This is a genomic window from Rhizobium giardinii bv. giardinii H152, from assembly GCF_000379605.1.
Classification (GTDB): domain Bacteria; phylum Pseudomonadota; class Alphaproteobacteria; order Rhizobiales; family Rhizobiaceae; genus Pararhizobium; species Pararhizobium giardinii.
In genome coordinates, this window is sequence record NZ_KB902724.1 from 152,851 (window position 1) to 177,160 (window position 24,310).

The 24,310-nt window shown below is 58.4% G+C and carries 19 protein-coding genes; 10 read left to right on the plus strand and 9 right to left on the minus strand.

What is annotated here, in order from left to right:
• Positions 1-38: 38 nt before the first annotated feature.
• Positions 39-1,295, minus strand: coding sequence for an ABC transporter substrate-binding protein (locus tag A3AY_RS0129280; protein ID WP_026203958.1), 1,257 nt, complete (start codon positions 1,293-1,295; stop codon positions 39-41).
• Between the two features lie 360 nt (positions 1,296-1,655).
• On the opposite strand from A3AY_RS0129280, the gene A3AY_RS0129285 reads away from it, so the two are divergent.
• On the plus strand, positions 1,656-2,684 hold the full coding sequence (locus A3AY_RS0129285; protein ID WP_018329229.1) for a LacI family DNA-binding transcriptional regulator: 1,029 nt from the start codon (positions 1,656-1,658) through the stop codon (positions 2,682-2,684).
• 206 nt (positions 2,685-2,890) lie between these two features.
• Here the strand turns inward: A3AY_RS0129285 and A3AY_RS0129290 are convergent, their stop codons facing one another.
• The 7 genes from A3AY_RS0129290 to A3AY_RS0129320 form a co-directional block, all read right to left on the minus strand.
• A complete protein-coding gene (locus tag A3AY_RS0129290; protein ID WP_167332413.1) occupies positions 2,891-4,207 on the minus strand; it encodes an extracellular solute-binding protein in 1,317 nt (438 codons plus the stop codon).
• Between the two features lie 101 nt (positions 4,208-4,308).
• On the minus strand, positions 4,309-5,157 hold the full coding sequence (locus A3AY_RS0129295) for a carbohydrate ABC transporter permease (protein ID WP_018329231.1): 849 nt from the start codon (positions 5,155-5,157) through the stop codon (positions 4,309-4,311).
• Positions 5,154-6,089 (minus strand): carbohydrate ABC transporter permease, encoded by a 936-nt coding sequence (locus A3AY_RS0129300; RefSeq protein ID WP_018329232.1) that lies wholly within the window; start codon positions 6,087-6,089, stop codon positions 5,154-5,156. Before A3AY_RS0129300 ends, A3AY_RS0129295 begins: the two co-directional genes overlap by 4 nt.
• A 1-nt stretch (position 6,090) precedes the next feature.
• Complete coding sequence (locus tag A3AY_RS0129305) at positions 6,091-7,182, minus strand: ABC transporter ATP-binding protein (protein WP_018329233.1); 1,092 nt, start codon at positions 7,180-7,182, stop codon at positions 6,091-6,093.
• A gap of 49 nt (positions 7,183-7,231) precedes the next feature.
• Positions 7,232-8,743 (minus strand): arabinosylfuranosidase ArfA, encoded by a 1,512-nt coding sequence (gene arfA / locus A3AY_RS0129310; RefSeq protein ID WP_018329234.1) that lies wholly within the window; start codon positions 8,741-8,743, stop codon positions 7,232-7,234.
• A 185-nt stretch (positions 8,744-8,928) separates the two neighbouring features.
• The gene (locus tag A3AY_RS0129315; RefSeq protein ID WP_018329235.1) at positions 8,929-9,855 is read right to left on the minus strand and encodes an ArsR/SmtB family transcription factor; all 927 of its coding nucleotides are present in this window, start codon (positions 9,853-9,855) and stop codon (positions 8,929-8,931) included.
• Between the two features lie 238 nt (positions 9,856-10,093).
• Complete coding sequence (locus A3AY_RS0129320) at positions 10,094-11,896, minus strand: ABC transporter ATP-binding protein/permease (RefSeq protein WP_112851375.1); 1,803 nt, start codon at positions 11,894-11,896, stop codon at positions 10,094-10,096.
• A 2,831-nt stretch (positions 11,897-14,727) separates the two neighbouring features.
• Here A3AY_RS0129320 and A3AY_RS0129330 point away from each other — a divergent pair.
• Positions 14,728-15,456, plus strand: coding sequence for a Crp/Fnr family transcriptional regulator (locus tag A3AY_RS0129330; RefSeq protein ID WP_026203961.1), 729 nt, complete (start codon positions 14,728-14,730; stop codon positions 15,454-15,456).
• Here the strand turns inward: A3AY_RS0129330 and A3AY_RS0129335 are convergent.
• The gene (locus A3AY_RS0129335; RefSeq protein WP_018329239.1) at positions 15,434-15,886 is read right to left on the minus strand and encodes a hemerythrin domain-containing protein; all 453 of its coding nucleotides are present in this window, start codon (positions 15,884-15,886) and stop codon (positions 15,434-15,436) included. The genes A3AY_RS0129330 and A3AY_RS0129335 overlap by 23 nt on opposite strands.
• A 211-nt stretch (positions 15,887-16,097) precedes the next feature.
• Here A3AY_RS0129335 and ccoN point away from each other — a divergent pair, with 211 nt between their 5' ends.
• From ccoN to ccoS, 8 genes are all read left to right on the plus strand, one after another.
• Complete coding sequence (ccoN, locus tag A3AY_RS0129345) at positions 16,098-17,708, plus strand: cytochrome-c oxidase, cbb3-type subunit I (protein WP_018329241.1); 1,611 nt, start codon at positions 16,098-16,100, stop codon at positions 17,706-17,708.
• A gap of 9 nt (positions 17,709-17,717) precedes the next feature.
• Complete coding sequence (gene ccoO, locus A3AY_RS0129350) at positions 17,718-18,449, plus strand: cytochrome-c oxidase, cbb3-type subunit II (protein WP_018329242.1); 732 nt, start codon at positions 17,718-17,720, stop codon at positions 18,447-18,449.
• Between the two features lie 11 nt (positions 18,450-18,460).
• Positions 18,461-18,610, plus strand: coding sequence for a CcoQ/FixQ family Cbb3-type cytochrome c oxidase assembly chaperone (locus A3AY_RS0129355; RefSeq protein WP_018329243.1), 150 nt, complete (start codon positions 18,461-18,463; stop codon positions 18,608-18,610).
• Between the two features lies 1 nt (position 18,611).
• A complete protein-coding gene (gene ccoP, locus A3AY_RS0129360) occupies positions 18,612-19,475 on the plus strand; it encodes a cytochrome-c oxidase, cbb3-type subunit III (protein WP_018329244.1) in 864 nt (287 codons plus the stop codon).
• A gap of 122 nt (positions 19,476-19,597) precedes the next feature.
• Positions 19,598-21,160 (plus strand): cytochrome c oxidase accessory protein CcoG, encoded by a 1,563-nt coding sequence (gene ccoG, locus A3AY_RS0129365; RefSeq protein WP_018329245.1) that lies wholly within the window; start codon positions 19,598-19,600, stop codon positions 21,158-21,160.
• The gene (locus tag A3AY_RS0129370; protein ID WP_018329246.1) at positions 21,157-21,654 is read left to right on the plus strand and encodes a FixH family protein; all 498 of its coding nucleotides are present in this window, start codon (positions 21,157-21,159) and stop codon (positions 21,652-21,654) included. Before ccoG ends, A3AY_RS0129370 begins: the two co-directional genes overlap by 4 nt.
• Positions 21,651-23,930: a cation-translocating P-type ATPase gene (locus A3AY_RS0129375; protein WP_018329247.1), complete on the plus strand. Its 2,280-nt coding sequence runs from the start codon at positions 21,651-21,653 to the stop codon at positions 23,928-23,930. The genes A3AY_RS0129370 and A3AY_RS0129375 overlap by 4 nt, the downstream gene beginning before the upstream one ends.
• Positions 23,930-24,085 (plus strand): cbb3-type cytochrome oxidase assembly protein CcoS, encoded by a 156-nt coding sequence (ccoS, locus tag A3AY_RS0129380; RefSeq protein ID WP_018329248.1) that lies wholly within the window; start codon positions 23,930-23,932, stop codon positions 24,083-24,085. Before A3AY_RS0129375 ends, ccoS begins: the two co-directional genes overlap by 1 nt.
• The last annotated feature ends 225 nt before the right edge of the window (positions 24,086-24,310 follow it).

Consider the following 24,310-nt stretch of genomic DNA (forward strand, 5'->3'; position numbering starts at 1 on the left):
CGGATGGCAGCCGGCGGCGGCCATCCGGCTGAATGCGGTTACCAGGCGTCGCCTTTGAGCTCCGTCAATTCGACTTCGAGCAGTTCGAAATTCTCAGCGGCTGAACCGTTTCCGGAAAGCGTGTTGTGTACCGCGCCCCAGAATTTCGAAGAGACTTCATTGTACTTGACCTTGGCCACTGCCGACGGACGCGGCACGGCATTTTGGAAGATCGGCTTCCAGCTTGCCATGAACGGCTGGCTGGCGGCGATATCCGCATCGTCATAGAGAGCCGGCAGAGTAGGTAGGTTGGAAAGCTCAACCGCGCGTTTCTTCTGCACCTCGCTCGATGCAAGGAACTTCACCAGTTCGATCGCAGCTTCCTGCTCATCCGAATATTTCGAGACGGCTGCGTTCCAGCCGCCAAGAGAGGACGACGGCTGGTCGCCCGCGGCCGCGACGGGAAGCGGCATAACGTCGAACTTGCCTTTGATCGCGCTGTCATCGCCGTTGCCGAGCGCATAGGCATAGGGCCAGTTGCGCATGAAGGCGGCCTTGCCGGTTTGCCAAACGCCGCGCGTTTCCTCTTCCTGGTAGGCGAGCACGCCTTCCGGCGCGATGGTGCCGATCCAACCCCTCGCACGGTCGATGGCCGCCGCCGCTTTTTCGTTGTTGACGGAAATCGTTCCGTCCGGCTCAACGATCTGTCCGCCGCCCGACGATTTGATCCATTCGAGCGCATTGCAGGTCAGGCCCTCGTAGGCATTGGCCTGGAATACGAAGCCCCAGAAGTCCGACTGTCCGGCGGCGCGTTCCTTTTCCTGGAGTTCTTTTGCGGTGGCCTCCAGCTCGTCCCATGTCTTGGGCGGCTGCTTGCCGTATTTTTCGAGAAGGTCCTTGCGATAGTAAATGGCGGGGGCGTCGGTGAACATCGGCAAAGCAACAAGCTTCCCGTTGACAGTCTGCGATTGGATGACTGAGGGGAAAAACTCAGCCGTCACATCCTTGGTCGCTTCCGTCAGATCGACAAACTGATCTGCAAGCTGAGGCGCCCAGATGACGTCGGTCTGGTAGACATCGACATCCGTATTTCCCGCCGCAAGCCACAGCCGGTACTGCCCGAACTGTTCGCTGCTCGAGGCGGGCATCGTCACGAGATTGACCTTGTTGCCCGTTTTCGCCTCGAACTCGCCAAGGCGCGCGCGGAGGAATTCGGCGGCCTTGCCGGTCGCGTTTGCCGCGATCGAGAGTTCGGCGGCAGAAGCGCCACCGCCCACGATCGCGCCCAGAATTGCAACAGTCGCAAGTAGCTTCATTGTCATCGGCTCCTCCCAGGCCTCCAAACGCCCGCTGAACAGATCAGCAAAATCGAAAGCGCTTTGGTTGAGGAAAAACTGTCAGAAACGGGAAATTGAGTCAAGCCCACAACACATGACTGCGCTAAATGCTGATGTGCTCTCAGGAGAAAAGATGTATAATCAATGCAGTAGCCTCGATATGACTGCGCCCCGTGTTGGTTTCGGGTGCGACGCGAAGGCTTGCTTTGAGATGCAATTTTGAAAACGATTTAATTTAAACTGGGCCGGACGCCGCGATCTTCCCTGCGATATGGATTGCTGGCAGTACGGTCGTGGAGCTATAGCTAATAATCAGCATGCAAAACAGCGTCGGACCATATGAAACTCAAAGAATTTGCCAAGCATCTCGATCTCTCCCCGACCACGGTAAGTCGAGCCCTGAGCGGATATCCGGAAGTTCGTGAAAGCACCCGCAAGCGTGTTGCCGACGCGGCGATACGCCTGGGGTACCGGCCGAACATCAACGCCGTGCGCCTGGTAACAGGACGCGTGGGTGCCATCGGCATACTGATGGAGAGGGGTCGCGAAGTTAATTTCGCGGAATTCCTGAGCGGAATGGGCGAGCGCCTGGACGGAGAGGATATCGATATACTCGTCAGCCCGATAGCCGAACACGACGCAAAGGAGGAAATGCAACTCTTTAGCCGACTGGTGGAAAGCAGGCGCGTCGACGCCTTTATCGTCAATGCGCCGAGACCCAATGACGAGCGCATCGCATTGCTTCACAAACTCGGAATGCCGTTTCTGGTTCACGGCCGGTCGGAGACCGATGTCCCCTATGCGTGGCTTGACATCGACAACGAAGGCGCGGTCAAGCGAGCCACCGCGTATCTGCTCGATCTCGGACACACCCGGATCGCCATGATAAATGGCCGCCCCGGTGTCACGTTTTCCCTGCATCGCGATAAGGGGTATCGTGACGCTCTTGTCGAGCGAGGCCTGCAGTTCGATCCGCGTCTGGTCGCTCACGGGAGTTTCACCGACGAGATTGGCTTTCGGTTCGCGCGGTCCTTCCTTGAACAATCGCCACGTCCGACAGCCCTCGTTGCAGGCTCGATGATGACGGCGCTCGGCGTCTATAGCGCTGCCCGATCGCTTGGCCTCGTCGTCGGCAAGGATATTTCGGTCATCGCCCATGACGACGTCTTCCCCTACCTCAACGCCGACAACATGGCTCCGTCGCTATCCACGACACGGTCATCGATGCGCGCCGCCGGCAAGCGGTCGGCGGAACTGGTCCTGCAACTGCTTTCAGGCAAGCCGGCGACGGAGATTCAAGAACTCTGGCCGGTTGAATTGATCCTTCGGGAATCGACGGGTCCCGTCAGCAGAGGGGAGGGGCGTTAGCCCGTTTTTCGCGACTTTAAATGACGCCATGCGGCCAGTTGCTTTCCGGCGCGTCGACGCCGGTCTCCCGCCTGAGCGGCGGCCACGCTCTGCTCCAATCTTTATGGCAATGCTTATTGAAAACTCCTGGGAAGGAGAGCGCCCGTGCAAACGGGCACGGGCGCTCGAATGCGCGGCGGCTCCGAAGTGCCGCCGCGTCAGGGAGCCTAGAGATTGGCAAGCAGCTCGTTGATACGGGTTTCGGCATCGGCAAGGGCTGCGTCCGTGTCCTTTTGACCGGAGGTTGCAGCAGCCAGTTCCTCGCCGATAATCTCCTGGATGGCGAACTGGCGCTCCACTTCTGGCGGCAGCGATCGACCAAGTTCTGCGACGGCGGAAATCGTGTCGCGGTGCGGCAGCGCCTTGAACTGGTCCGAGGTAATTATCGACTTGACCGCAGGCAGGTGGCCGGTGCGCGACCAATCGAAGTCGTTATCAGTGAAGAACTTCAGAAACTTGCCGATAGCAGCGGTCTGCTCAGCCGTACGATCTTCCTTGGCCGAAACCGCCCAGGTGTGGCCGTCGGCATATTGCGCATGCGCGCCATCGAAAAGCTGCGGATAGGGGTAGACGGCATAGCCGCCCTTATTGAGCGCTGTGCCATTGGTTTCGGACTGTGCGTTGTAATCACCGACGACCCAGGTGCCGTTCAGCTGCACACCACCCTCGCCCGCGAGGAAGGCATTGATCGCGCCCCCGTAATCGAGACCCTTGGTGGTGTAATCCTTGGCGAAGATCGTCTTGTACATCTCGACGACCTTCTTGGCTTCCGGCGTATTGAGCTTCACGTGCTTCGGATCGGCGAAGAAGTCCGAACCCTGCTGGAAAAGATAGGTATAGAGGTTGCGCGTAAAGAGCGCGGTCTCGTTGGCAAGGTTCTGGACGAAATAGGGCTTGCCGGTTTTTTGCTTGAACTGTTCCGCCTGGGCCAGGAGTTCATCGACAGATTTGGGCAGGATCGGCGTGCCGTCGGCATTCACGAGATCGGCCTGTTTGAACAGGTCCATGTTGATGTGGTAAAGCATGGTCCAGCTGTCGATCGGCAGGCCATAGATCTTGCCGTCCTTGGTAGCGCCATTGCGCGCGGCATCCGTAAATGCATCCGGGGTCACGCCCACCGACTTCAGCACGTCGTCGAGCGGCAGGAGCAGTCCCTTGGATTGGTAGTCCGACAGCACCGATTCATGGATGGTGACGATATCAGGCGCGTCGCCCGACGCGAACTGGGCGGTCAACTGATCATAACCAGGCCACTCCACCGTGGTGACGGACACATGCACATCGGGATTGTCGGCATTGAACTTGTTGATCAGAGAGGTCATGATTCCGCATTCGCCAACGGCCTTCGAGACATCGGTGTTGGTGCCGAAATCGGCGTCACAAGCACCGAAAAAGCGCTGCACGGTCAGTTCCGTCGCTGCAAAACCTGGGCTTGCGAGCATCATTACGCTCGCAGAGACTGCAGCAAGCAGTATTGTTTTCATTCTCATATCAGTTCCTCCTACTGAGTTTCCGCCAGTCCACCCCGGATCGGCGTCATTCTTCGTTGCTGCGGTCACTCCTCTCGACCGACAGGCATCTTTCGCTATCGCACCGCAGCGCCAGAGACGGCTGTGACGATGTATTTCTGGAAAAAGAGGTAGATGATCAGGATCGGCGCGCCGGCGAACACAGCCTGCGCCATCAGGAAGCCGATGCCCTCCGACTGGGCGAAATTTGTCTGTGTTGAAGCCATGCCGACCGTCAGCGTGAACATGTCCTTCTTGGTCGCCGATATCAGCGGCCAGAAGTAATCGTTCCATGCGCCGAGGAAGGTGAAGATGCCAAGGGTTGCCTGGGCCGGCACGGTGAGCGGCAGTAGCACCTTCCAGAAAATCTTGAAGCGGCCGGCATTGTCCAGCATGGCGGCTTCGTCCAGCTCCTTCGGGATGGCCCTGAAATACTGGGTCATCAGGAAGACGCCGAACGAAGCCGACAGGCCGGGGAGAATGAGGCCGTGATAGGTGTTGTGGAACTTCAGCATGCTGAAGATCTGATGGCGGGCGACCAGAACGGCCTGCTCCGGAACCGCCAGGCCGAAGAGCACGATGACGAAAAGGATGTTGCGACCAGGGAAGTTCAGCCGCGCAAAACCGTAGCCGGCGAGCGAAGACAGGATCAATGTAGCGAGCGTCAGCCCGCCTGAGACGACAATGCTGTTGAGCACCCAGCGGAACACCGACGATGTGCCGATGGTATTGATGTAGTTCTTCAACGTATACGGCGCATGGAACACCGAATTCGGATTGGCCATCAGTTCGGCGTTTTCCTTGAGCGACAGGCCGATCACCCAAAGCACTGGCGCGATCATGATGATCGACAGCAGGATGACGAGGGCAAGCAGCACGCGGTCCCCGAATGCCCGTCCCTTGATGGAAGTGGCTGGAGCGCTCATGCCTGATCTCCCTTGTTGCGCGTCACGAGGTATTGGGCCATGGCCGCAATGAGGATGAGGACGAAGAGCATTTCCGAGGCTGCGGCACCCATGCCGAGGTCCCAGCGACGGAACGCAGTGTCATAGATGTAGAGCACGATCGGCTTGGTGAGATTGTTCGGGCCACCGCGCGTCATCAGCCAGGCCTGGCCGAACAGTTGAAATTGCAGAACGATCTGGATGATGATCACCAGGATGAACGTGCGTTTGATCGAGGGCAGGGTTATCGAACGCAGCGTTTGCCAGCGGTTGGCGTTGTCGAGCGCCGCAGCCTCGTAGATATCCTGCGGGATCTGCTGCAGGGCCGAGAGAAACAGCATCATCGGCAGGCCGATGCACCACCAGATCGTGGCGATGGCAATGCCGATCATTGCCAGGCTTGGATCGGAGATGAACGCCGGTGCGGTTGCGCCGAACCATCCGTAGATCGTCGACAGCAGGCCGACATTCGGAATGTAGACGATCCGCCAGATCAGCGTGACGATGGTAACCGACAATACCGAGGAGGAAAAAAACAGGGTCCGCAGCACGGCGGCGGTGCGGGTGCGGCGGTTGAGGCAAAGCGCCAGAAAAAGGCCGATCAGCGCCAGCGTCGGCACCGTCAACAGCACGAAGTAGAAGGTGTTCCATACCGACTGCAGGAAGACCTTGTCATGAAAGAGCCTGACATAGTTGTCGAGGCCGACAAACCTGCCGGTCGAGAAGGTGTCGGCCTTGTGGACGCTCAGCCACATGCCCCAGAAAAGCGGGAAGATGAGCAGCGTCGTGAAGAAGAACAGAAACGGTGCGACGAAAACGAAGTTTCGCCATTGCGGCGCGTAGATATTGGCGCTTGGGACCCTGACGCCGACGGCCGGCGCTGCGGTCTCTCGGATCGTCAGCTGGTCAGCCATATCAGGCCCTCCTCGCATGCCAGGCGCGCCCGGTTTCATTGAAGAGATGCGATTTCCGGCCATCGAAGGCGAGCCCGACGGTGTCGCCAACGGCAACGCGGCTGTTGCCGGCGTCGGAGGCGACGATGATCTGGCCATCGCTGAGGCGGGTATAGACGAGCGTGCGTTCGCCAAGACGCTCAAGCACATCGACCTTGCCGTCGACATTGCCCTGGCCGGTTGGCGCGATGCGCACATCTTCCGCGCGGACGCCAAATGTGTGGGCGCCGTCGACGACCTGGTTGGAAGCGATATCGGTGGGGATCACAGTGCTGTCGGCAAACGTCACGGTAATGACGTCGCCGGACCTATCGATCGCCACATCGACGAAATTCATCGCTGGCGCGCCGACGAACCCTGCAACAAACTTGGTCGCTGGACGCTCATAGATTTCCATCGGCGAACCGATCTGCTCGATCCTGCGATTGTTCATGACGACGATACGGTCGGCGAGGGTCATCGCCTCCACCTGATCGTGGGTGACGAAGATCATCGTCGATTGCAGGCGCTGGTGAAGCTGGGCGAGTTCTATGCGCGTGCGGGTGCGCAGTGCAGCATCGAGATTGGAGAGCGGCTCGTCGAACAGAAAGGCCTTCGGCTCCTTGACGATGGCGCGACCGATGGCGACGCGTTGGCGCTGGCCGCCGGAGAGCTGTCCGGGCTTGCGCTCGAGCAGGTGCGGCATTTCGAGAATACGGGCCGCCTCGGCAATGCGCGCATCGATCACATCGCGCGCGACGCCGATATTGTCGAGGCCAAAGGCCATGTTGTCGCGCACCGTCATGTGCGGGTAGAGCGCATAGGACTGGAACACCATCGCGATGCCGCGCTTGCCGGGCGGCAGGTGGTCGATGCGCTCACCGTTGATGGCGATTTCGCCACCATCAACAGTCTCAAGTCCGGCAATCATGCGCAGAAGGGTCGATTTCCCACAACCCGATGGCCCAAGGAACACGATGAATTCACGCGCCTTGATGGAGAGCGACAGGTCATCCAGCACCGTCATGGCACCGAACTGCTTGCTCACATTCCTGATTTCAATATTTGCGGTCACGTCGACGCTCCTCCTCAGCGCTTACACCGTCTCGATGTTTCGCCTGAAATCAGAGCTTCAGGCGGATCATCTGATAGGAATAGGCCGGCAGCGACAGGCTAAGCTTGCCGTCGGTCATCTTGGTGCCCGCACCCTTTTTGGGAGCGACTTTGAAGGGATTTTCGGACGAATTGACGGCTTTGAGATCCGCATGCGTCATCACCTGATGGTCGATGATGTCCGCCGCACCGAAGCCGGTCAGGTCAATGACCGTTTCAATTGCGTCATTCGGATGCCGGTTGATGGCAAAGAAGGTCACGTGGCTGGTTTGCGTGTCATGCACGCCGGTGACGTCGACATAGGCAACGTCGCCGGCAACGGTAGAGTTGTAGGTCGGGCTTTCGACCTTGAGGTCCAGCGCATTGCCGCGGCCGTAGATCGAGGCATAGAAATAGGGGTAGAAGATTGTCTGGCGCCATGCCGGGCCGTTCGGAACGGTCATGATCGGGGCGATGACATTGACCAACTGCGCGAGGCAGGCGATCTTCACGACATCGGCACGACGGATGAAGGTGTTGAGGATCAGGCCCACCTGCAGCACGTCCTCGAAATTGTAGATGTCTTCAAGCAGCGGCGGAGCGAAGGGCCAGCCGTCGTTGCCTCCAAGGATCTTCTTGTCCTGCTCCTTGGAATGGTACCAGACGTTCCATTCGTCAAACGAGATATAGACACGCTTGTTGGAGCGCTTCTTGGCCTTGATGTAGTCTATGACGCCTGCTACCGAGACGATATAAGCGTCGAGCTTCTCGCTCATGGCGAGATAGTTCGGCGTGTCGTTGGTTTCGTTGTCGAAATACATGTGCAGCGAGATATAATCGACCTCGTTGTAGGTATGGTCGAGAACAGTCGCTTCCCATTCGGGATAGGTCGGCATCTTGGCGTTGGACGAACCGCACACGACGAGCTCGAGCGACTTGTCGAAGGCGCGCATGGCTTTGGCGGTCTCATGGGCGAGGCGCCCATATTCATCGGCGGTCTTATGGCCGATCTGCCAGGGGCCGTCCATCTCGTTGCCGAGACACCAGAGCTTGACGTTGTAGGGTTCCTTGCGGCCGTTGGCGATGCGCTTGTCGCTCCACTCGCTGCCGCCGGGATGATTGGTGTATTCAAGGAAGTTGCGGGCTTCGTCGAGGCCGCGCGAGCCGAGGTTGACGGCAAGCATCATCTCGGTGTTGGCCGACGCGCACCAGTCGGCAAATTCGTGCAGGCCGACTTCGTTGCTTTCCGAAGTGTGCCAAGCAAGATCGAGGCGTACCGGACGCTCTTCCTTCGGGCCGACGCCGTCTTCCCAGTTGTAGGCCGAGACGAAGTTGCCGCCGGGATAGCGGACGATCGGAACGTTGAGTTCCTTGACCAGGTCGATGACGTCCTGGCGCATACCGTTGGCGTCCGCCGTCGGGTGACCGGGCTCGTAGATGCCGGTGTAAACTGCGCGTCCCAGATGCTCGATAAAGGATCCATAGAGCCGCGGGTCGATTTCCGACACGATATAGCTCGGGTGTGCCGTAACGGCAGCCTTCATTGTAAACCTCCCATTCATATCAACTTTTATGATTTAAATCATCTTGGCTGATATTAAATGGCAGGAATCGCGACGCGGTCAAGCCGTTCTGCCGAAAAAGTATTATAAATTAGGCTAAAAAGCCTGCACTGTTCATCTAGGCCGCTGTGTTTACTGACTTATTTTCAATATCAAAAAATCGGATATCAGGTTGTCTTCAACCGCAGCACGATGTCCTGATCATAGTTGCCAAAACCCTTGCCGAAAATATTGATGCCGCCAGGATGGGCCGCGTTCTCGTGAACGCCGATGCGCAGCCGCACGGAATGGTGGTTGGCGAGGTCGAGTTCTGCGATCGTCACATCAGATATCCTGACGCCATCGACATAGGTGCCGTCCTTCGCAATGCGCCAGTTCTTCAGCTTGCCGTATTGCGAGCCCTTGAGTTTCCACCAGGCAGGGGTAAAGACGCCGCGCTTGTCGCCGAAATCACCCGGTGACATCCAGACGCCGACATCCTTGCCGTTGATTGAAAGGGTGATGTCGGACGGCCAGTCGGCGCTGGTGCCGGGCACCTCGGAACTCAGTTCCATGACGACCTCGATTTCCTGGATCTCCAAGTTGGAAAGCTTGGCATTGTTGGGAAACTGATATTCGACGAAGCCACGGGTAAACCACAGTAAACCGGCCTTCATCCTGTCAGGGTCTAGAAAGGCGTTGGGCACATCGAGGAGACCGATAATGCCCTCGGGAGAACAGAGGCCGCATGGCGCAGTTACCTCAAAACCAGTGTAGAGGCCGATTGGCATGGACACCTCGATCGTGTCCTTGCGCATCTCGCGATACTCGCTCTTGAAGACGACCAGCACCTCCTCGGCGGCGGGGTAGCAGATCTTCTGGCTGCCCTTCCTGGCCTTCTGGTTTTCAGTGCGGATCAATCCGCAATCTTCCAGCACCTGGACGTTGGTGGAGACCGTTGATTGCGGTAACGCCAGGATACTGGCGATGTCGTTGACATTCATCGGGCCTTTTTCATGCAGTAGCTTGAGCATCTGGACGCGGACGGACGAGGCGAGCCCCTTGAGAACTGCTAGTCCTTCTTCAGGCTCGATGACGAGGAAGTTTCTGCTCATGGCGACCTAAATTAGGCAAATATGCATAATTCATATCAGAAAATTTGATATGCACAATCGCAACATGAACGGATTTTATTTTTGAGGACTTTCTTCAACACGGTCGAATTGCGACCTGAAGTTCGGAGAAGGGTGGCGTCGATCTCCTTTTGAGACGTGACCCGCTGGCATCCGATGCATCACCCAGCGCCCGATTGTTGACCACCGCCGGCTTAGTCAAATTTTCGCTCGGGCTCCATCACCCCATCTGAGGGTCATGTGCGCGCAGGCTCTTCGGCTGGAGTAGCCGCAGCGACCGGCCCGCCGGATCGCTTTGGAGCTGCAGCACGCGTGTGAAGTAGCGATTGCCCGGTTCAGTCCGGCCGATATTGACGACCGCCGCATTGCCAAGCTGCTGTTCCAGGAAGGTCAGGACCGTATGATATGCACCGGTTTCCAGCGTGTCGAGCGCCTCGTCTATGATGACCCAGCGCGGTTTGTGCAGGCCTAGCCGGGCAATGGCAAGAAGCCGCAGTTCCGTCTCGTTGAGTTTCAGTTTCGTGCGCATGTCCTGGTCAAGGCGGTGGCTCAACTTGTCGAGACCAACCCTGGAGAGAACCGCCGACAGCTCTGTCTTGGGGAAACTGCCCGAATGTCTCGGATAGGAGAGAACCTCGTCCAATGTGCCTGGCGGGAAATAGGGCGTCCGGGGCACGAAGGCTATGTCATCTCCTTCCGGAAGCGAGATACGTCCGTCTCCCCAAGGCCACAAGCCGGCGATGGAACGGAAAAACGGCGCCTTTTCCACGTCCGGGGCGCCGGTGACGAGAACACGATCGCCCGGACGGATTTCCACGTGCGGCTCCTTCAGCTTGATGCATCCGGACGGCAATGCGATTTCGAGGTCGTCGATCGTCAACCGGTTGTCTGCTTTGGTAAATTCGATGCGTTTGTCGCTCTCATGACGCTCGTCGGTCATCAATATCGCGGAACGGAAAGCGGCGACCCTAAGCAAGGTCGCCCGCCAGTCGGCGATGGTGTCGATATTGTCGACGAACCACCGCAGCGATACATGCACCTGGTTGAAGGCGCCGACTGCCATCATCAGGCCACCGAAGCTGAGATCGCCAGCGAAATAGACCGGAGCGGCGATGACGATCGGCGCGATGACGGTAACCCAGCCATAGCCGGATGTAACCCATGTGAGGCGGGTCAGCGCAAGCATGAGGTTGTGGCTGATTTCCAGAACCGATGAAAGGTCGCGCTGGAGCCGGCGCTTTTCATTTGATTCACCTGCCGAAAGCGAGACCGCCTCTATATGTTCGTTGACGCGCATCAGGGAGAAGCGCAGGACGGCTTCCCTGGCATAATGCTCGCCATTGAGCCTGACCAGCGGTCGTCCGACGAACCAGCTCAAAGTCGCCGCCGTGCCGGCATAGAGAAAGGCAGCCCAGACCATGTAGCCTGGAATATTGATGTCGTAATCGGCGATATGAAAGATGAAGCCGGCCGAAAGCGACCAGAGCACACCGACGAAGCTGGCGAGGAGAACGCCCGACTGAAACAGGCCAATGGAAAGGCCTGCGGTCAGGTCTGCAAGATGACGGGCATCCTCGTGTATCCGCTGGTCGGGATTGATGCCGATGGCGCCGGCATTGGCGAGACGGAACGCGCGCGCCGGCTTCATCCACTCGTTGATCAGATCAAGCGTGAGGCCTTCTCTCAGTTTGATCCTGATCCACTGGTTGAGCCAGGTTTGCAAGACGTTGAGGATCAGGAGCCCACCGGCGATCTCGGCAAAGACGATCAGTTGCAGCAGGAATGCCGAGAGATCGCGCCGCTCCAGAGTGTCGTAGAACGGCTTGTACCACCTGTTGAGAAGAATTTGACCGAACGCCGTCGCCACGATGAGGACACCTATCCCGATGGCGAGCCATGCAATCACGTTGCGCACGGGGGAGGCGATGAATGCACGTTGCATCATTCGCAATTGATCGCGAAACGGCTGCTCGTCTGCGGCTTTGGCCCCTCCAGTGATCTTGGCGTTTTTTTGTCGTGGCATCAGCGAGGTCTCCAGCATGGTCTTGCGTCTAAGGTACGGCGTCGCCCGAACGCTTATCCTAAGCGTATCAGAAAAAGATGGGGCGAAACTGGCCATTGGATCCCTATTTGGGCCACCCGCTCCATCAGGAAAATGGCTCGACCTGGTTATGGATCCCGCTGATGGGGCGCTTTTGTGGAATGAGCGTTAATTCTTACAGTTGGCGCGCCAGTCCGGCGCCTCAATAGAGGGTCTGTCGAACGTCGCAGGCATGCCCATGTTTGGCTGCCGCAGGCTTCGCATCAGGTCGCCCATCCCGGGATGATCATTGTCCGGCCCGCGAGAGCTGCGCGATTCTAGTCGCTTAGGTTGTGAAGAAAAAAAATAAAAAAAAGTTTCGGGGCTTTCGTGAGTGGGGTGGAAGACGCCAGTTTTGAATTTGTTTTCCAAAATAATTTCAGCAGAGTAGTCACACTCTAAGTTGCGCTTTTGTATGACTGTTTAAATATTTCAAAAATTCTATTTTTTTTGAATCATCGAAAATTGTCAAAAGATTTCATAGTAGCAAGGTCTAATTCAATTTATTGCGGCGATAGTAGGGCGCCGATTTCTGGCTTTTATGGCCCTGTTCCTACTGCATTGCACAACGTTGGAAGTTGCAATAGGTCTCCGTTTTATAGGTTCGGCTTACCAAAAAAGAGGTAGTCGGCTTAGCAGTAAGACCATCTTGAAACGGGGTTTAAGGGCTGAGGAGAAAGGCTATAGCAACAGTGGCAGATTTTCCCGATGCAACCAACACGGGCGTTACGTCCGGCGCGACGCTGACCAAGTATAACGGCACGCTTCACATCACTGAAGACAACGCCGTCATCAGCAACATGGACATTACCGGCGACATCGTCATCGACGCCAAGAACGTCACGCTGAGCAATATCAAGCTGACGTCCAGCGGCGCATGGACGGCGATCCGGGTCATGGACGATGCGAGCGGCTTCACGCTGCAGAACAGTGAAATCGACGGCAAGGGCCTCAGCCAGAACGGCATCTACGGTCACGGTACGTTTATTGGCAACGACATCTACGGCGTCGAAAACGGCATCACCGTGGCCGGTCCGTCGGATATTCGCGACAACTACATCCANAACTTCCTTGGCACCGCCGAAGCCCATTACGACGGCATCGAGGTCAATGGCGGTCACGACATCGACATCGTCCACAACACCGTCGTCGTCGATCACGGCCAGACCTCGGCGGTGATGCTCGACAACTGGGCTGGTGGCTTGTCGAACATCACGGTTGAAAACAATCGCCTGGCGGGCGGTGGATACACCGTCTATCTGGATGACACTTTTGGTGGCGGCGCCGTCGATGATGGCTCGATCCAAATCATCAACAACCAGGTCGGCGATGGTCAATGGGGGGATTTCTCGCTCTATGGCAACAATCCGGTAATGTACGGAAATACCGACCTGAACACCTTGCCGGCGGACACCACGCCGACGGACCCCGCACCCGTTGACACGACGACAGCGGACGCGGCTCCTGCCGACACGACGACAACGGACGCGGCGCCTGCCGGCACTACGACAACGGACACGACGGCAACGGACGCGGCCCCTGCCGACACCACGCCGACGGACACGACAACCGCCGACACGACGGCAACGGATGCTGCGCCTGCAGATACCACCGCAACGGACATCACCTCGCCTACGGCACCGACCCACACGGCTCAAACCGACACGCCGCCGGGTACTTCGTCCACCGGCACCGCGGTGGAAAGCCCCACTACCGACAGCGAGGCCGACACGGGACTTGATGGTCCACTTGAGGGCACGTCTGGTGATACGGACAGCGTTGCCAATGCTGCAAACAACGGCGACGCCAAGGGCACCGTCCACAATTGGATCAAGCAAACGTTCGGTTCGAATTTTGCCGACAAGTTCCATGCCAATACGCACACCCATTCGTCACTCGCGCTCGGCGCGGATGATCTGATGGGCGGCTCGGACGCCGATACCTTCGTCTTCAAGACGGCGGGTGAGAGCACATCTGCCCTGACGGGCCCAGATTCGATCTTCGACTTCTCGGGCACCGGCGGTGACAGGATCGATGTTGCGGACATCGATGCCAATTCGGCAGCGTCCGGCGATCAAGCTTTCACCTACCTCGGTACTGCTGCCTTCACTGGCAAGGCCGGCGAGCTGCGTGACGCCAAGCAGGCCTCTGACACCTATGTTTACGGTGACACCAATGGTGACAGGAATGCCGATTGCGCCGTTCATCTTGATGATGCAGTGTCGCTGTCGAAGGGCGATTTCGTCCTGTGACCTGATGAGGCCGCTCGCTGCGGCTCAAACCTGCATTTGCTATCCGCCACTGCCAAAGGCGACCATCGGTCGCCTTTGGCTGTCTTCGCCTTGCCTTTGACGATGCGCCCGACGCTCTTTGATTTCCATTCGCAGGTATTTCAGGAAGGACGCCACAACATCATAGCGCCGGGTGTGTGCTTGGTCGTGCATCCGCAAAACCAGCCTAACTGATGACAATATGGTATGTGAATACCAGGGCTGACGGTTTGACCAAGTTTTATCCCCCTCAGCCATGAGTCGAATTGACTGAGCCCAACGCCTGAATGAAAGTACGGTGCGGTCGGATAGCTGGTGTATCGGGGCACATTTTCATGTGCAATGTCCGGTGGGGACACTGTCATCGCGTCGCTCTCCTGTTTTCCGTGATTTCGGTGAACGGAGGAGCAGGCTCTGTTTCGATCAAACTGCAGCGACACTTTGGCCGATTGTATTTCGCTTTCGTTGCGCGCAAATCCCAATCAGGGTTCACATGGTGATTTGATGATCGAACGGCTTGATATACACAGCGCAGGCATTCCAGTCCTCTGCCGGGCCTGTGAGGCAAGGCACCGGGGCGTTTGCGGTGCGCTTGACCCGGACCAACTGGTAGCTCTTGCCAAAACCTCGTCCAAGCATCGTGTGACGAGCGGTGCGGAATTGATCGGCGACATGGAAGCGGTGGATGGTTTCTCCAACATCCTTTCCGGCGTCGTCAAGCTGACGAAAACGCTTTCGGATGGACGTGAACAGATTGTCGGCCTGCAATTCGCCCCCGATTTTCTTGGCCGTCCCTTCAGAGAGGAAAGCGCGCTGACAGCCCAGGCCGCGACCGACGTTTCGCTTTGCTCGTTCCCGCGCGCCACGATAGAGGGCATGCTGAAGAGGTCGCCCGGTCTCGAACACCGCTTGCTCGAGCAGACGTTGCGGGAACTGGATGAGGCGCGCGACTGGATGGTGACGCTCGGCCGCAAGACCGCCGGCGAAAAAGTCGCGAGCTTCCTGATGTTGATCGCTACCTATATCGATCCGGAGTTCGACCCGCGCTCAGGTTCGGCCGTCTTTGATTTGCCCCTGACCCGCGCTGAGATAGCGGATTTCCTCGGTCTGACCATTGAAACTGTCAGCCGGCAGTTGACGAAGCTCAAAGCGGACAAGGTCATCGAGATCGAGAACAATCGGCGCATAACCGTCGAAAATATCGAACGCCTCAGATTTCGTGCGGGGCTTTAGCAAACGCCGCCCGAACGATCGGCGCTATATGTTCGCTCTCGAAAGCAATATGCCGGCGCGTGCCTTCGAAAAAGCCGCGCAGCATGAAACCGAACATTTCGGCATTCGCAACTTCACCCTCGCGCCCGATCTTGAACAGAATCTCGGTCAGCTCATCTGCAAAGCACTCATCCTCGACATGCTCGATCCGCAAGCGCTGCGTGGTTCCAGCGGCCTTGGTGGCGTCAGGCAAGGCATCGTATGCAGGGAAAATGATCGTTTCTTCCAGATGGTGAGCATGGTGGAGGAGCGGCAGGAGCGCGCTGGCGACCGTCAAGCAAGTAAGCCTTTCGACCCGTTCCGGCAGCGAATCGGCGATGTCCTCCAGCGTGCTGCACAAAGTGAGCTTGCGCTCGTGCATCAAGAGCATCTCCTGGAGGGGCCCGAACATTGCCCGATCGTTTCCAAGCGGCTGGAAAGGTGCGCGGTATTGCCGCCATCCAGGACTGTATCGCCCGCCTCTCATCGACATTTTGCCTCTCCCGCTTTGATGCCTGAGAAGCATTGGCCGACATCCGCGGCACCAACCTTGACATAGATCAAAGCATTTTCCTCTCCGATGCGAGACATGTGACCCCAGACATGCTTTTGGGGAAAATTCAATGAAGCACGGTTCCGCCATCATCGGGCTGGGCGTCGCCACATTCCTGGTGCTGCTCGCTGCCGGATTTACATATGACGCGGCCTTTGCCAGTCACATGTGGGTTCTGTTTTTCGTATTGCTGATATCGGTGGTCGTGCTTTTGCGCCGCACGACCTTCGAACCGGCGCCTGTCATCAACCGGTCCGCCTACATGGATGAGCCGATTCGCTATGGCGTCATCGCCACCATGTTTTGGGCCGTCGTTGGTCTGCTGGTCGGCGTCGTTGTTGCGTTGCAACTCGCCTATCCAGAACTCAACATCGAACCATGGTTCAATTTCGGCCGGATGCGGCCGCTGCACACTTCGGGGGTGATTTTCGCCTTCTGCGGCAACGCACTGCTGGCGACCTCTTTCTATGTGGTGCAGCGGACGTCCAGGGCCCGCCTGTTCGGCGGCGATCTCGTCTGGTTCGTTTTCTGGGGCTACCAACTGTTCATCGTTATGGCAGCGACCGGCTATCTGCTCGGGATAACGGAGGCCCGTGAATATGCGGAGCCGGAGTGGTATGTCGACCTTTGGCTTACCATTGTCTGGGTTGCCTATCTGGTGGTCTTTCTCGGCACCATTCTGAAGCGTGAGGAGCCACACATCTATGTGGCGAACTGGTTCTACCTTTCCTTCATCGTCACTGTCGCAATGCTGCACGTCGTCAACAACCTGTCGATGCCGGTGTCTCTACTCGGCACCAAGAGCTACTCGGCCTTCTCGGGCGTACAGGATGCGTTGACGCAGTGGTGGTATGGTCACAACGCGGTCGGCTTCTTCCTGACGGCTGGCTTCCTCGGTATGATGTATTATTTCGTGCCCAAGCAGGCCAACCGCCCCGTCTATTCCTATCGCCTGTCCATCATCCATTTCTGGGCATTGATTTTCCTCTATATCTGGGCGGGGCCGCACCATCTGCATTTTACCGCGCTTCCGGACTGGGCACAGACGCTCGGCATGGTGTTCTCGATCATGTTGTGGATGCCGTCCTGGGGCGGAATGATCAACGGTCTGATGACGCTATCGGGCGCCTGGGACAAGCTGCGAACCGACCCGATCATCCGTATGATGGTCGCAGCCATCGCCTTCTACGGCATGTCGACCTTCGAAGGGCCGATGATGTCGATCAAAACAGTCAACTCCCTGTCTCACTACACAGACTGGACCATCGGCCACGTCCATTCCGGCGCGCTCGGCTGGAACGGCCTGATCGCCTTTGCGGCACTTTACTACATGGTGCCGAAGCTGTGGAACCGCGAAAGGCTTTATTCGATGCGGATGGTAAGCTGGCATTTCTGGTGCGCAACGCTCGGCATCGTGATCTATGCGGCGGTGATGTGGGTAGCTGGCATCCAGCAGGGATTGATGTGGCGCGAGCATGATGAGCAAGGCTTCCTCGTCTACTCCTTCGTCGAAAGCGTTGCAGCGCTGCATCCCTACTATCTGATCCGCGCGCTCGGCGGCGGGCTTTACCTGACGGGAGCGCTGATCATGGCATGGAACGTCGCCATGACGATCCTCGGTTATCAACGCGATGAAGAGCCCATCGGCGGCGCGATTCCCGCCATGCAGCCTGCAGAATAGGGGACATCCATGTCATTGTTGGACAAACACGCGATTATCGAACGCAACGCAACCCTGCTTCTCGTCGGTTCTCTTCTGGTCGTGACGATCGGCGGTATCGTCGAGATTGCTCCGCTGTTCTACCTGCAGAACACGATCGAGAAAGCCGAAGGCATTCGGCCCTATTCGCCGCTGGAGCTTGCCGGCCGCAACATCTACGTCCGCGAGGGTTGCTATGTCTGCCATAGCCAGATGATCCGGCCCTTCCGCGACGAAGTGGAACGCTACGGACATTACAGCCTGGCGGCGGAATCCATGTACGATCATCCGTTCCAGTGGGGTTCCAAACGAACCGGGCCGGACCTTGCGCGTGTCGGCGACCGGTATTCCAACGAGTGGCATGCCCAGCACCTGATCGAGCCGCGTGCCGTGGTGCCGGAATCGATCATGCCGAGCTACGCGTTTCTGAAAACGACGCCGCTCGATGTCGGGAATATGGCCTCGCATCTCAAGGCGAATGCAGCCGTCGCCGTGCCCTACACGCAGGAGATGATCGACAATGCCGGCGCGGACGTGAGGGCACAGGCCGATCCGAACGCCGATACGTCCGGGCTCGAAGCCCGATACCCGAAGGCCAAGGTCGGCGATTTCGACGGCGACCCGCAGCAGCTTACCGAGATGGACGCCCTGATCGCCTATCTCCAGATGCTAGGCACGCTCGTCGATTTCAAAACCTACGTTGAAACCGGTGCTGACCGGTAAGGGGGGCCGCAATGGACTATCACATCATGCGGACATTTGCGGATAGCTGGGGGCTTCTCGCAATGCTGCTGTTTTTCATCGGCGCCTCGATCTTCGCCTTCCGTCCCGGCAGCAAGGTGCTGAGCGACGAAGCTGCCCGCATCCCCCTGAAGGATGACTGACATGAGCGACAAACATATCGACAAGATTTCCGGCGTTTCGACTACCGGCCACGAGTGGGATGGAATACGCGAGCTGAACAATCCAATGCCGCGGTGGTGGGTATGGACGTTCTATGCGACAATTTTCTGGGGACTCGCCTATACCATCGCCTATCCGGCATGGCCCCTTCTTACCTCCTCGACCAAAGGTCTCTTCGGATATTCGAGCCGCGCAGAGGTGGTCCAGGACATGGCCGCTGCGGACGCCATCAGAGGCAGCTATGTGGAGTTGATCAAGGGCAAGACGATCAATGACATCCTCGCTGATGAGACACTGCGCTCGATCGCAGTCTCGGCCGGAGGCGCGGCGTTCAAGGTGAACTGCGTCCAATGCCATGGATCGGGTGCCCAAGGCTCGTCTGGATATCCGAACCTGAACGACGATGACTGGCTATGGGGAGGAAAGGCGGACGCGATCCAGCAGACGATCAACCATGGCGTCCGATTTGCAGGTGACGGCCAAACGCGCGATTCCGTGATGCCCGCCTTCGCGGATGTCCTTGACCGGAAACAGATCCAAGAAGTCAGCAGCTACGTCGCCAGCCTCACCGGCGCGGCTGCCGAGCAAAGCAATATTGCGCACGGTGCGGTCATCTTCGCTGACAACTGCGCGGCTTGCCATGGCGCAGATGCCAAGGGCAATCGCGAGCTCGGAGCACCCGATCTGACCGACGCCATCTGGCTGAATGGCTCCGGCGAGGCCGCGATTGCAGCCCAAGTGAAGTCTCCGAAGATGGGCGTCATGCCGGCCTGGGGCGATCGCCTCGGCGAAACGGCGGTCAAAGAGCTTGCCGTATTCGTCCACTCGCTCGGGGGTAGCGAGTGACGAACATGTCCGACGCGCTTTGATTTTGATCAAGGCGCGTCGGACATCGTTTCCGCATGGTGGGCACGTCAATTGATGCATGCGTGTCGATGACGCAAACCTTTTTGAAAACTGGTGCCCAGATGCAGGATCAAAGCGAAATCATTCGGCTGGAAGCGGACGCCGTCAATTCAGCCAGGACTCGCCAGCCCCTCTATGCGCCGCGCCGCAAGATATTTCCAAAGCGGGCTTCGGGTGACTTTCGCCGATTCAAATGGATCGTCATGGCGATCACGCTCGGCATCTACTATTTGACGCCGTGGCTGCGATGGGACCGCGGTCCGTTCGCGCCGGATCAGGCTGTACTGATCGATCTGGCGAACCGCCGCTTCTACTTCTTCTTCATCGAGATCTGGCCGCAGGAGTTTTTCTTCGTGGCAGGTCTCCTGGTCATGGCTGGGATCGGGCTGTTTCTCGTCACTTCGACGGTCGGACGCGCCTGGTGTGGGTACACCTGTCCGCAAACCGTCTGGGTTGATCTGTTCCTCGTTGTGGAGCGTGCGATCGAGGGGGATCGCAACGCGCGGATCAAGCTCGATGCCGCACCGTGGTCGTTTACCAAGGTAGCGACCCGGGTGATCAAGCATACCATCTGGCTTTGCATCGCCGTCGCGACGGGCGGCGCTTGGATCTTCTATTTCGCCGACGCGCCGAAACTCGTCGCCGATTTCGTCACAGGCGAGGCGGCTGCCTCCGCCTACATGACCGTCGCCATCCTGACCGCGACCACCTATATGTTCGGGGGGCTGATGCGGGAGCAGGTCTGCACCTACATGTGCCCTTGGCCGCGCATTCAGGCGGCCATGCTCGATGAAACGTCGCTGACAGTCACTTATAATGACTGGCGGGGCGAACCGCGATCGCGCCATGCCAAAAGGATGGCGTTGGCCGGCGAAAGCATCGGCGACTGCGTTGATTGCAACGCCTGCGTTGCCGTGTGCCCGATGGGCATCGACATTCGTGATGGGCAGCAGCTCGAATGCATCACCTGCGCCTTGTGCATCGACGCCTGCGACGGCGTGATGGACAAACTGGGCAAGGAACGCGGGCTGATCTCCTACACGACCCTGAACGATTATAACGCCAATATGGCGCTTGCCACCGCTGGAGGCACCCGCCCGGTCAATCCGGCTCTTGTCCGCGATCCGGACGGCCGGCTTTCCAGCAAGGTGGCACACATCAGCCTGCGCAAGCTCTTCCGGCCGCGAACCCTGATCTATCTGGGCGTCTGGAGCGCTATAGGCCTATTCATGGTCTATGCGCTGCTGACCCGTAACCGGCTGGAACTGAACGTTCTGCACGACCGAAATCCTCAGTTCGTCGTGCTGTCCGACGGCTCCATCCGAAACGGTTACACACTGAAACTCCTCAACATGGTGCCGCGGCAGCGCAACGTACGGCTCTCCTTGACGGGGTCTCTTCCTGCAGCGTCCATGTCGATGCTGGGGAGTGGCAATCCGGAAGGAGGGGCATTCGATATCGAACTTGAGCCCGACCGGTTGAAGACGATCAAGGTATTCGTCCGACAAGCCGCAGGGCAGGCGGCCAGCCCCCTTCAGGAATTTAAGTTCATCATCGAAGACAGTGCTGGCGGCGAACGTGCGGACTACACGGCAACCTTCAACGCACCGGAGACAGCGCAATGAAAATCAGAAACGATGTGCCGCGGACGTTCACCGGAATGCACATGCTGGTCATCATGATTGCATTCTTCGCCATCATCATCGCCGTCAACGTTGCCATGGCAAGCCTCGCGCGGTCTTCATGGTCCGGCCTCGTGGTCAAAAACTCGTACGTCGCCGGCCAGGACTTCAACCGCAGGCTCAAGGAAAGCCGTGAGCAACTGGCCCTTGGTTACAAGGGTACGCTGACGGCCGGCCAGGACGAGATCACCTACGCGCTGGTGGATGCGCAAGGCAAGGCGATGAAGATGGCATCCGCCCGCGCTTCTTTCAGCCATCCCGTTTATGAAGCGGCCGACTGGTCGATTGACCTTGCGTCGCCGGACGGCAAGACTTTTTCCGGACGCCACGGCCTGCGCGACGGTGTCTGGATCGTGACCATCGAAAGCGACATCGGTCTGTCACGCCCCTATGCTGAGGTCAGGCGCGTTACCATCAGCGGCGGAGTGATCCAATGAGCTGCTGCGCGCCTGCCATCGACATGATGCTTGACATGGAACGGGCAAAAAGCGCGGGTCCTTCCGATGACGAGATATTGCTGGCGCGCCGGCAGCTTGGCAACGGGCTGAGCCAGATTGATTTGGCTGTGCCCTCCGTCCATTGCGCCGCCTGCATCCAGGCCATCGAAAACAGTCTGTCCCAGCTAGCGAATATCGAAAGCGTCCGCGTCAATCTGTCGACAAAGAGGGTCTCGGTGAACTGGCGTGGCAGTGCTGTTCCGGGCATCGTCCCAACGCTGGCGCGCCTCGGCTATCCGGTTCACCTTGCCGACGACTTTACGCCCGAGAAGGACGGAACTCTCTCTGAATTGATCACCGCCGTCGCTGTCGCCGGCTTTGCGACGGGCAATATCATGCTTCTGTCGGTCTCTGTCTGGGCGGGAGCCGATGGCCCGACGCGCGACCTGTTTCATTGGCTGTCAGCCCTCATCGCGGTTCCAGTTATGGCCTTTGCCGGAAGGATCTATTTTCGCTCCGCGTGGAATGCGTTGCGGCACGGGCGCATGAACATGGATGTGCCGATTTCGCTCGGTGTTACGCTCGCCTATTCGATGAGCCTGTACGAGACGATCACCCACGGGCACCATGCCTATTTTGACGCCTCGGTTTCGCTGCTGTTCTTTCTCCTGATTGGCCGGACGCTCGATCATCTTATGCGCGATCGTGCGCGAGCCGCCGTCAGCGGGCTTGTTCGCCTGTCTCCCCGCGGGGCCATCGTCATTGCGCCGGACGGCCGGCGCAGTTACACAGCCTTGGCAGAGATCGAGCCCGGCATGCGGCTGTTCATTGCGGCCGGCGAGCGCATCCCCGTAAACGCGATCGTCGTTGAGGGTCGTTCAGACCTCGACTGCTCGCTGGTGACGGGAGAGAGCGGCTCGCAGGGCATCGAACCCGGCTGCGCCGTTCTGGCCGGGGTACAAAACCTCACAGGTCCGCTGACCATCGAGGTCACCGCCGCAGCCAAGAATTCATTTCTCGCCGAGATGGTGCGGCTGATGGAGGCTGCCGAGCAGGGCAAAGGTGCTTACCGGCGCATCGCCGACCGGGTTTCGGCGCTCTATTCCCCTGTCGTGCATGTAACTGCACTCCTCAGCTTTCTCGGCTGGATGGCCGCCACCGGAGACTGGCACCTGTCGATCACGGTCGCGACTGCCGTGCTGATCATAACATGCCCATGTGCACTCGGTCTTGCAGTGCCGATCGTTCAGGTGGTCGCCGCCCGCCGACTTTTCGAAAACGGCATCCTGGTGAAGGACGGTTCAGCCATGGAGCGGCTGGCCGAAATCGATACAGTCGTCTTTGACAAAACCGGGACGCTCACCATGGGGCGACCGGGGCTGCGGGATGTGACATTTTTGGAGGAACACGACCTGACGATGGCCGCAAGCCTCGCCGCTTTTTCCCGTCATCCAGCTTCCGTCGCAATCGATACGGCGTTTTCCGTGCGGTCACGCAAGCGGGTGCCGTATGAGAATGTCGTCGAGCATCCAGGCCTTGGTATCGAGGCGACCCTTGATGGCAGGCGCTGCAGGCTCGGCCGGATGTCCTGGGCCCTGGAAGGGGGGGAGAGCGAGGATTTACCAGCTGGAACCGCATTTAGCATCAATGGTGCCTTGCGCGCCTCGTTCGATTTCGTCGATAGCCTTCGCGACGATGCAAAGGCTGCCGTTCGTGAACTGGCCGGGACTGGCCTGTCGCTGGAGATTCTCTCTGGCGACAAGGCGCCGGCGGTCGCGCAGGTCGCTCGGCTGTTATCCATCAGCATGTTCAATGCGTCGGTCCTGCCGAGCGGGAAAGTCGATCGTCTCGCCAAGCTCCGTACAACCGGGAAGAGGGTGCTGATGGTTGGAGACGGCTTGAACGATGCGCCGGCACTTTCTTCGGCACATGTCTCCATGGCGCCCGCGACAGGAGCCGACATCGGTCGCAACGCGGCCGATTTCGTCTTTCTACGTGATAGCCTGATGGCGGTGCCGTTGTCGGTAGAGATCGCTCGCAACGCTGACCGGTTGATAAGGCAGAATTTCGCGCTGGCCATCCTCTACAACCTGATCGCAGTTCCGATCGCCATTCTCGGCTTTGTCACGCCGCTGATTGCGGCCATCGCCATGTCCGGATCATCGCTTATCGTCATTGGCAACGCGCTGCGGCTTCGTGCCAGGAAGAGAGGTCCTTCAGTTTTATGGCCGGCCTTTGGCAGGTCTACTCCAAGAGCCAGGGAGAGCGCACTGTAATGGCAACGTTGGTCTACCTCCTTCCCATCGCCTTGTTTCTGGGAGCTCTTGGTCTCGGCGCCTTTCTATGGGCCCTGCGCACGGGGCAGTACGATGATCTTGACGGGGCCGCCGAACGTGTCCTGATCGATGCTGAGCCCCGAGGCGAACCGTAAAAAATTTGGCACTTTCTGTCGCCGCCCCGGCCGCGGAGTAGCTCCTCGAGCGCTGCCGTTCAAAGGTGACTTGCCAGTCAGTCCTATGGCCGGATCGGACGTTTTTTATTTCTGATACTGGTGGAAAAGCGCTTGCTCCGTCAGCGATCTGATCTGTTCGATCGCCTTCGCTGTCAACGCGGCAGGCGTGAAGAGATCGCCACCATGAATCCGGTGTCCGACGGC

What these genes read in the sequence shown, in the direction of transcription:
- A3AY_RS0129280 (WP_026203958.1), bottom strand. Translation starts at nt 1,295, where the DNA reads ATGAAGCTACTTGCGACTGTTGCAATTCTGGGCGCGATCGTGGGCGGT.
- A3AY_RS0129285 (WP_018329229.1), top strand. Translation starts at nt 1,656, where the DNA reads ATGAAACTCAAAGAATTTGCCAAGCATCTCGATCTCTCCCCGACCACG.
- A3AY_RS0129290 (WP_167332413.1), bottom strand. Translation starts at nt 4,207, where the DNA reads ATGAAAACAATACTGCTTGCTGCAGTCTCTGCGAGCGTAATGATGCTC.
- A3AY_RS0129295 (WP_018329231.1), bottom strand. Translation starts at nt 5,157, where the DNA reads ATGAGCGCTCCAGCCACTTCCATCAAGGGACGGGCATTCGGGGACCGC.
- A3AY_RS0129300 (WP_018329232.1), bottom strand. Translation starts at nt 6,089, where the DNA reads ATGGCTGACCAGCTGACGATCCGAGAGACCGCAGCGCCGGCCGTCGGC.
- arfA (WP_018329234.1), bottom strand. Translation starts at nt 8,743, where the DNA reads ATGAAGGCTGCCGTTACGGCACACCCGAGCTATATCGTGTCGGAAATC.
- A3AY_RS0129315 (WP_018329235.1), bottom strand. Translation starts at nt 9,855, where the DNA reads ATGAGCAGAAACTTCCTCGTCATCGAGCCTGAAGAAGGACTAGCAGTT.
- A3AY_RS0129320 (WP_112851375.1), bottom strand. Translation starts at nt 11,896, where the DNA reads ATGCCACGACAAAAAAACGCCAAGATCACTGGAGGGGCCAAAGCCGCA.
- A3AY_RS0129330 (WP_026203961.1), top strand. Translation starts at nt 14,728, where the DNA reads ATGATCGAACGGCTTGATATACACAGCGCAGGCATTCCAGTCCTCTGC.
- A3AY_RS0129335 (WP_018329239.1), bottom strand. Translation starts at nt 15,886, where the DNA reads ATGTTCGGGCCCCTCCAGGAGATGCTCTTGATGCACGAGCGCAAGCTC.
- ccoN (WP_018329241.1), top strand. Translation starts at nt 16,098, where the DNA reads ATGAAGCACGGTTCCGCCATCATCGGGCTGGGCGTCGCCACATTCCTG.
- ccoO (WP_018329242.1), top strand. Translation starts at nt 17,718, where the DNA reads ATGTCATTGTTGGACAAACACGCGATTATCGAACGCAACGCAACCCTG.
- A3AY_RS0129355 (WP_018329243.1), top strand. Translation starts at nt 18,461, where the DNA reads ATGGACTATCACATCATGCGGACATTTGCGGATAGCTGGGGGCTTCTC.
- ccoP (WP_018329244.1), top strand. Translation starts at nt 18,612, where the DNA reads ATGAGCGACAAACATATCGACAAGATTTCCGGCGTTTCGACTACCGGC.
- ccoG (WP_018329245.1), top strand. Translation starts at nt 19,598, where the DNA reads ATGCAGGATCAAAGCGAAATCATTCGGCTGGAAGCGGACGCCGTCAAT.
- A3AY_RS0129370 (WP_018329246.1), top strand. Translation starts at nt 21,157, where the DNA reads ATGAAAATCAGAAACGATGTGCCGCGGACGTTCACCGGAATGCACATG.
- A3AY_RS0129375 (WP_018329247.1), top strand. Translation starts at nt 21,651, where the DNA reads ATGAGCTGCTGCGCGCCTGCCATCGACATGATGCTTGACATGGAACGG.
- ccoS (WP_018329248.1), top strand. Translation starts at nt 23,930, where the DNA reads ATGGCAACGTTGGTCTACCTCCTTCCCATCGCCTTGTTTCTGGGAGCT.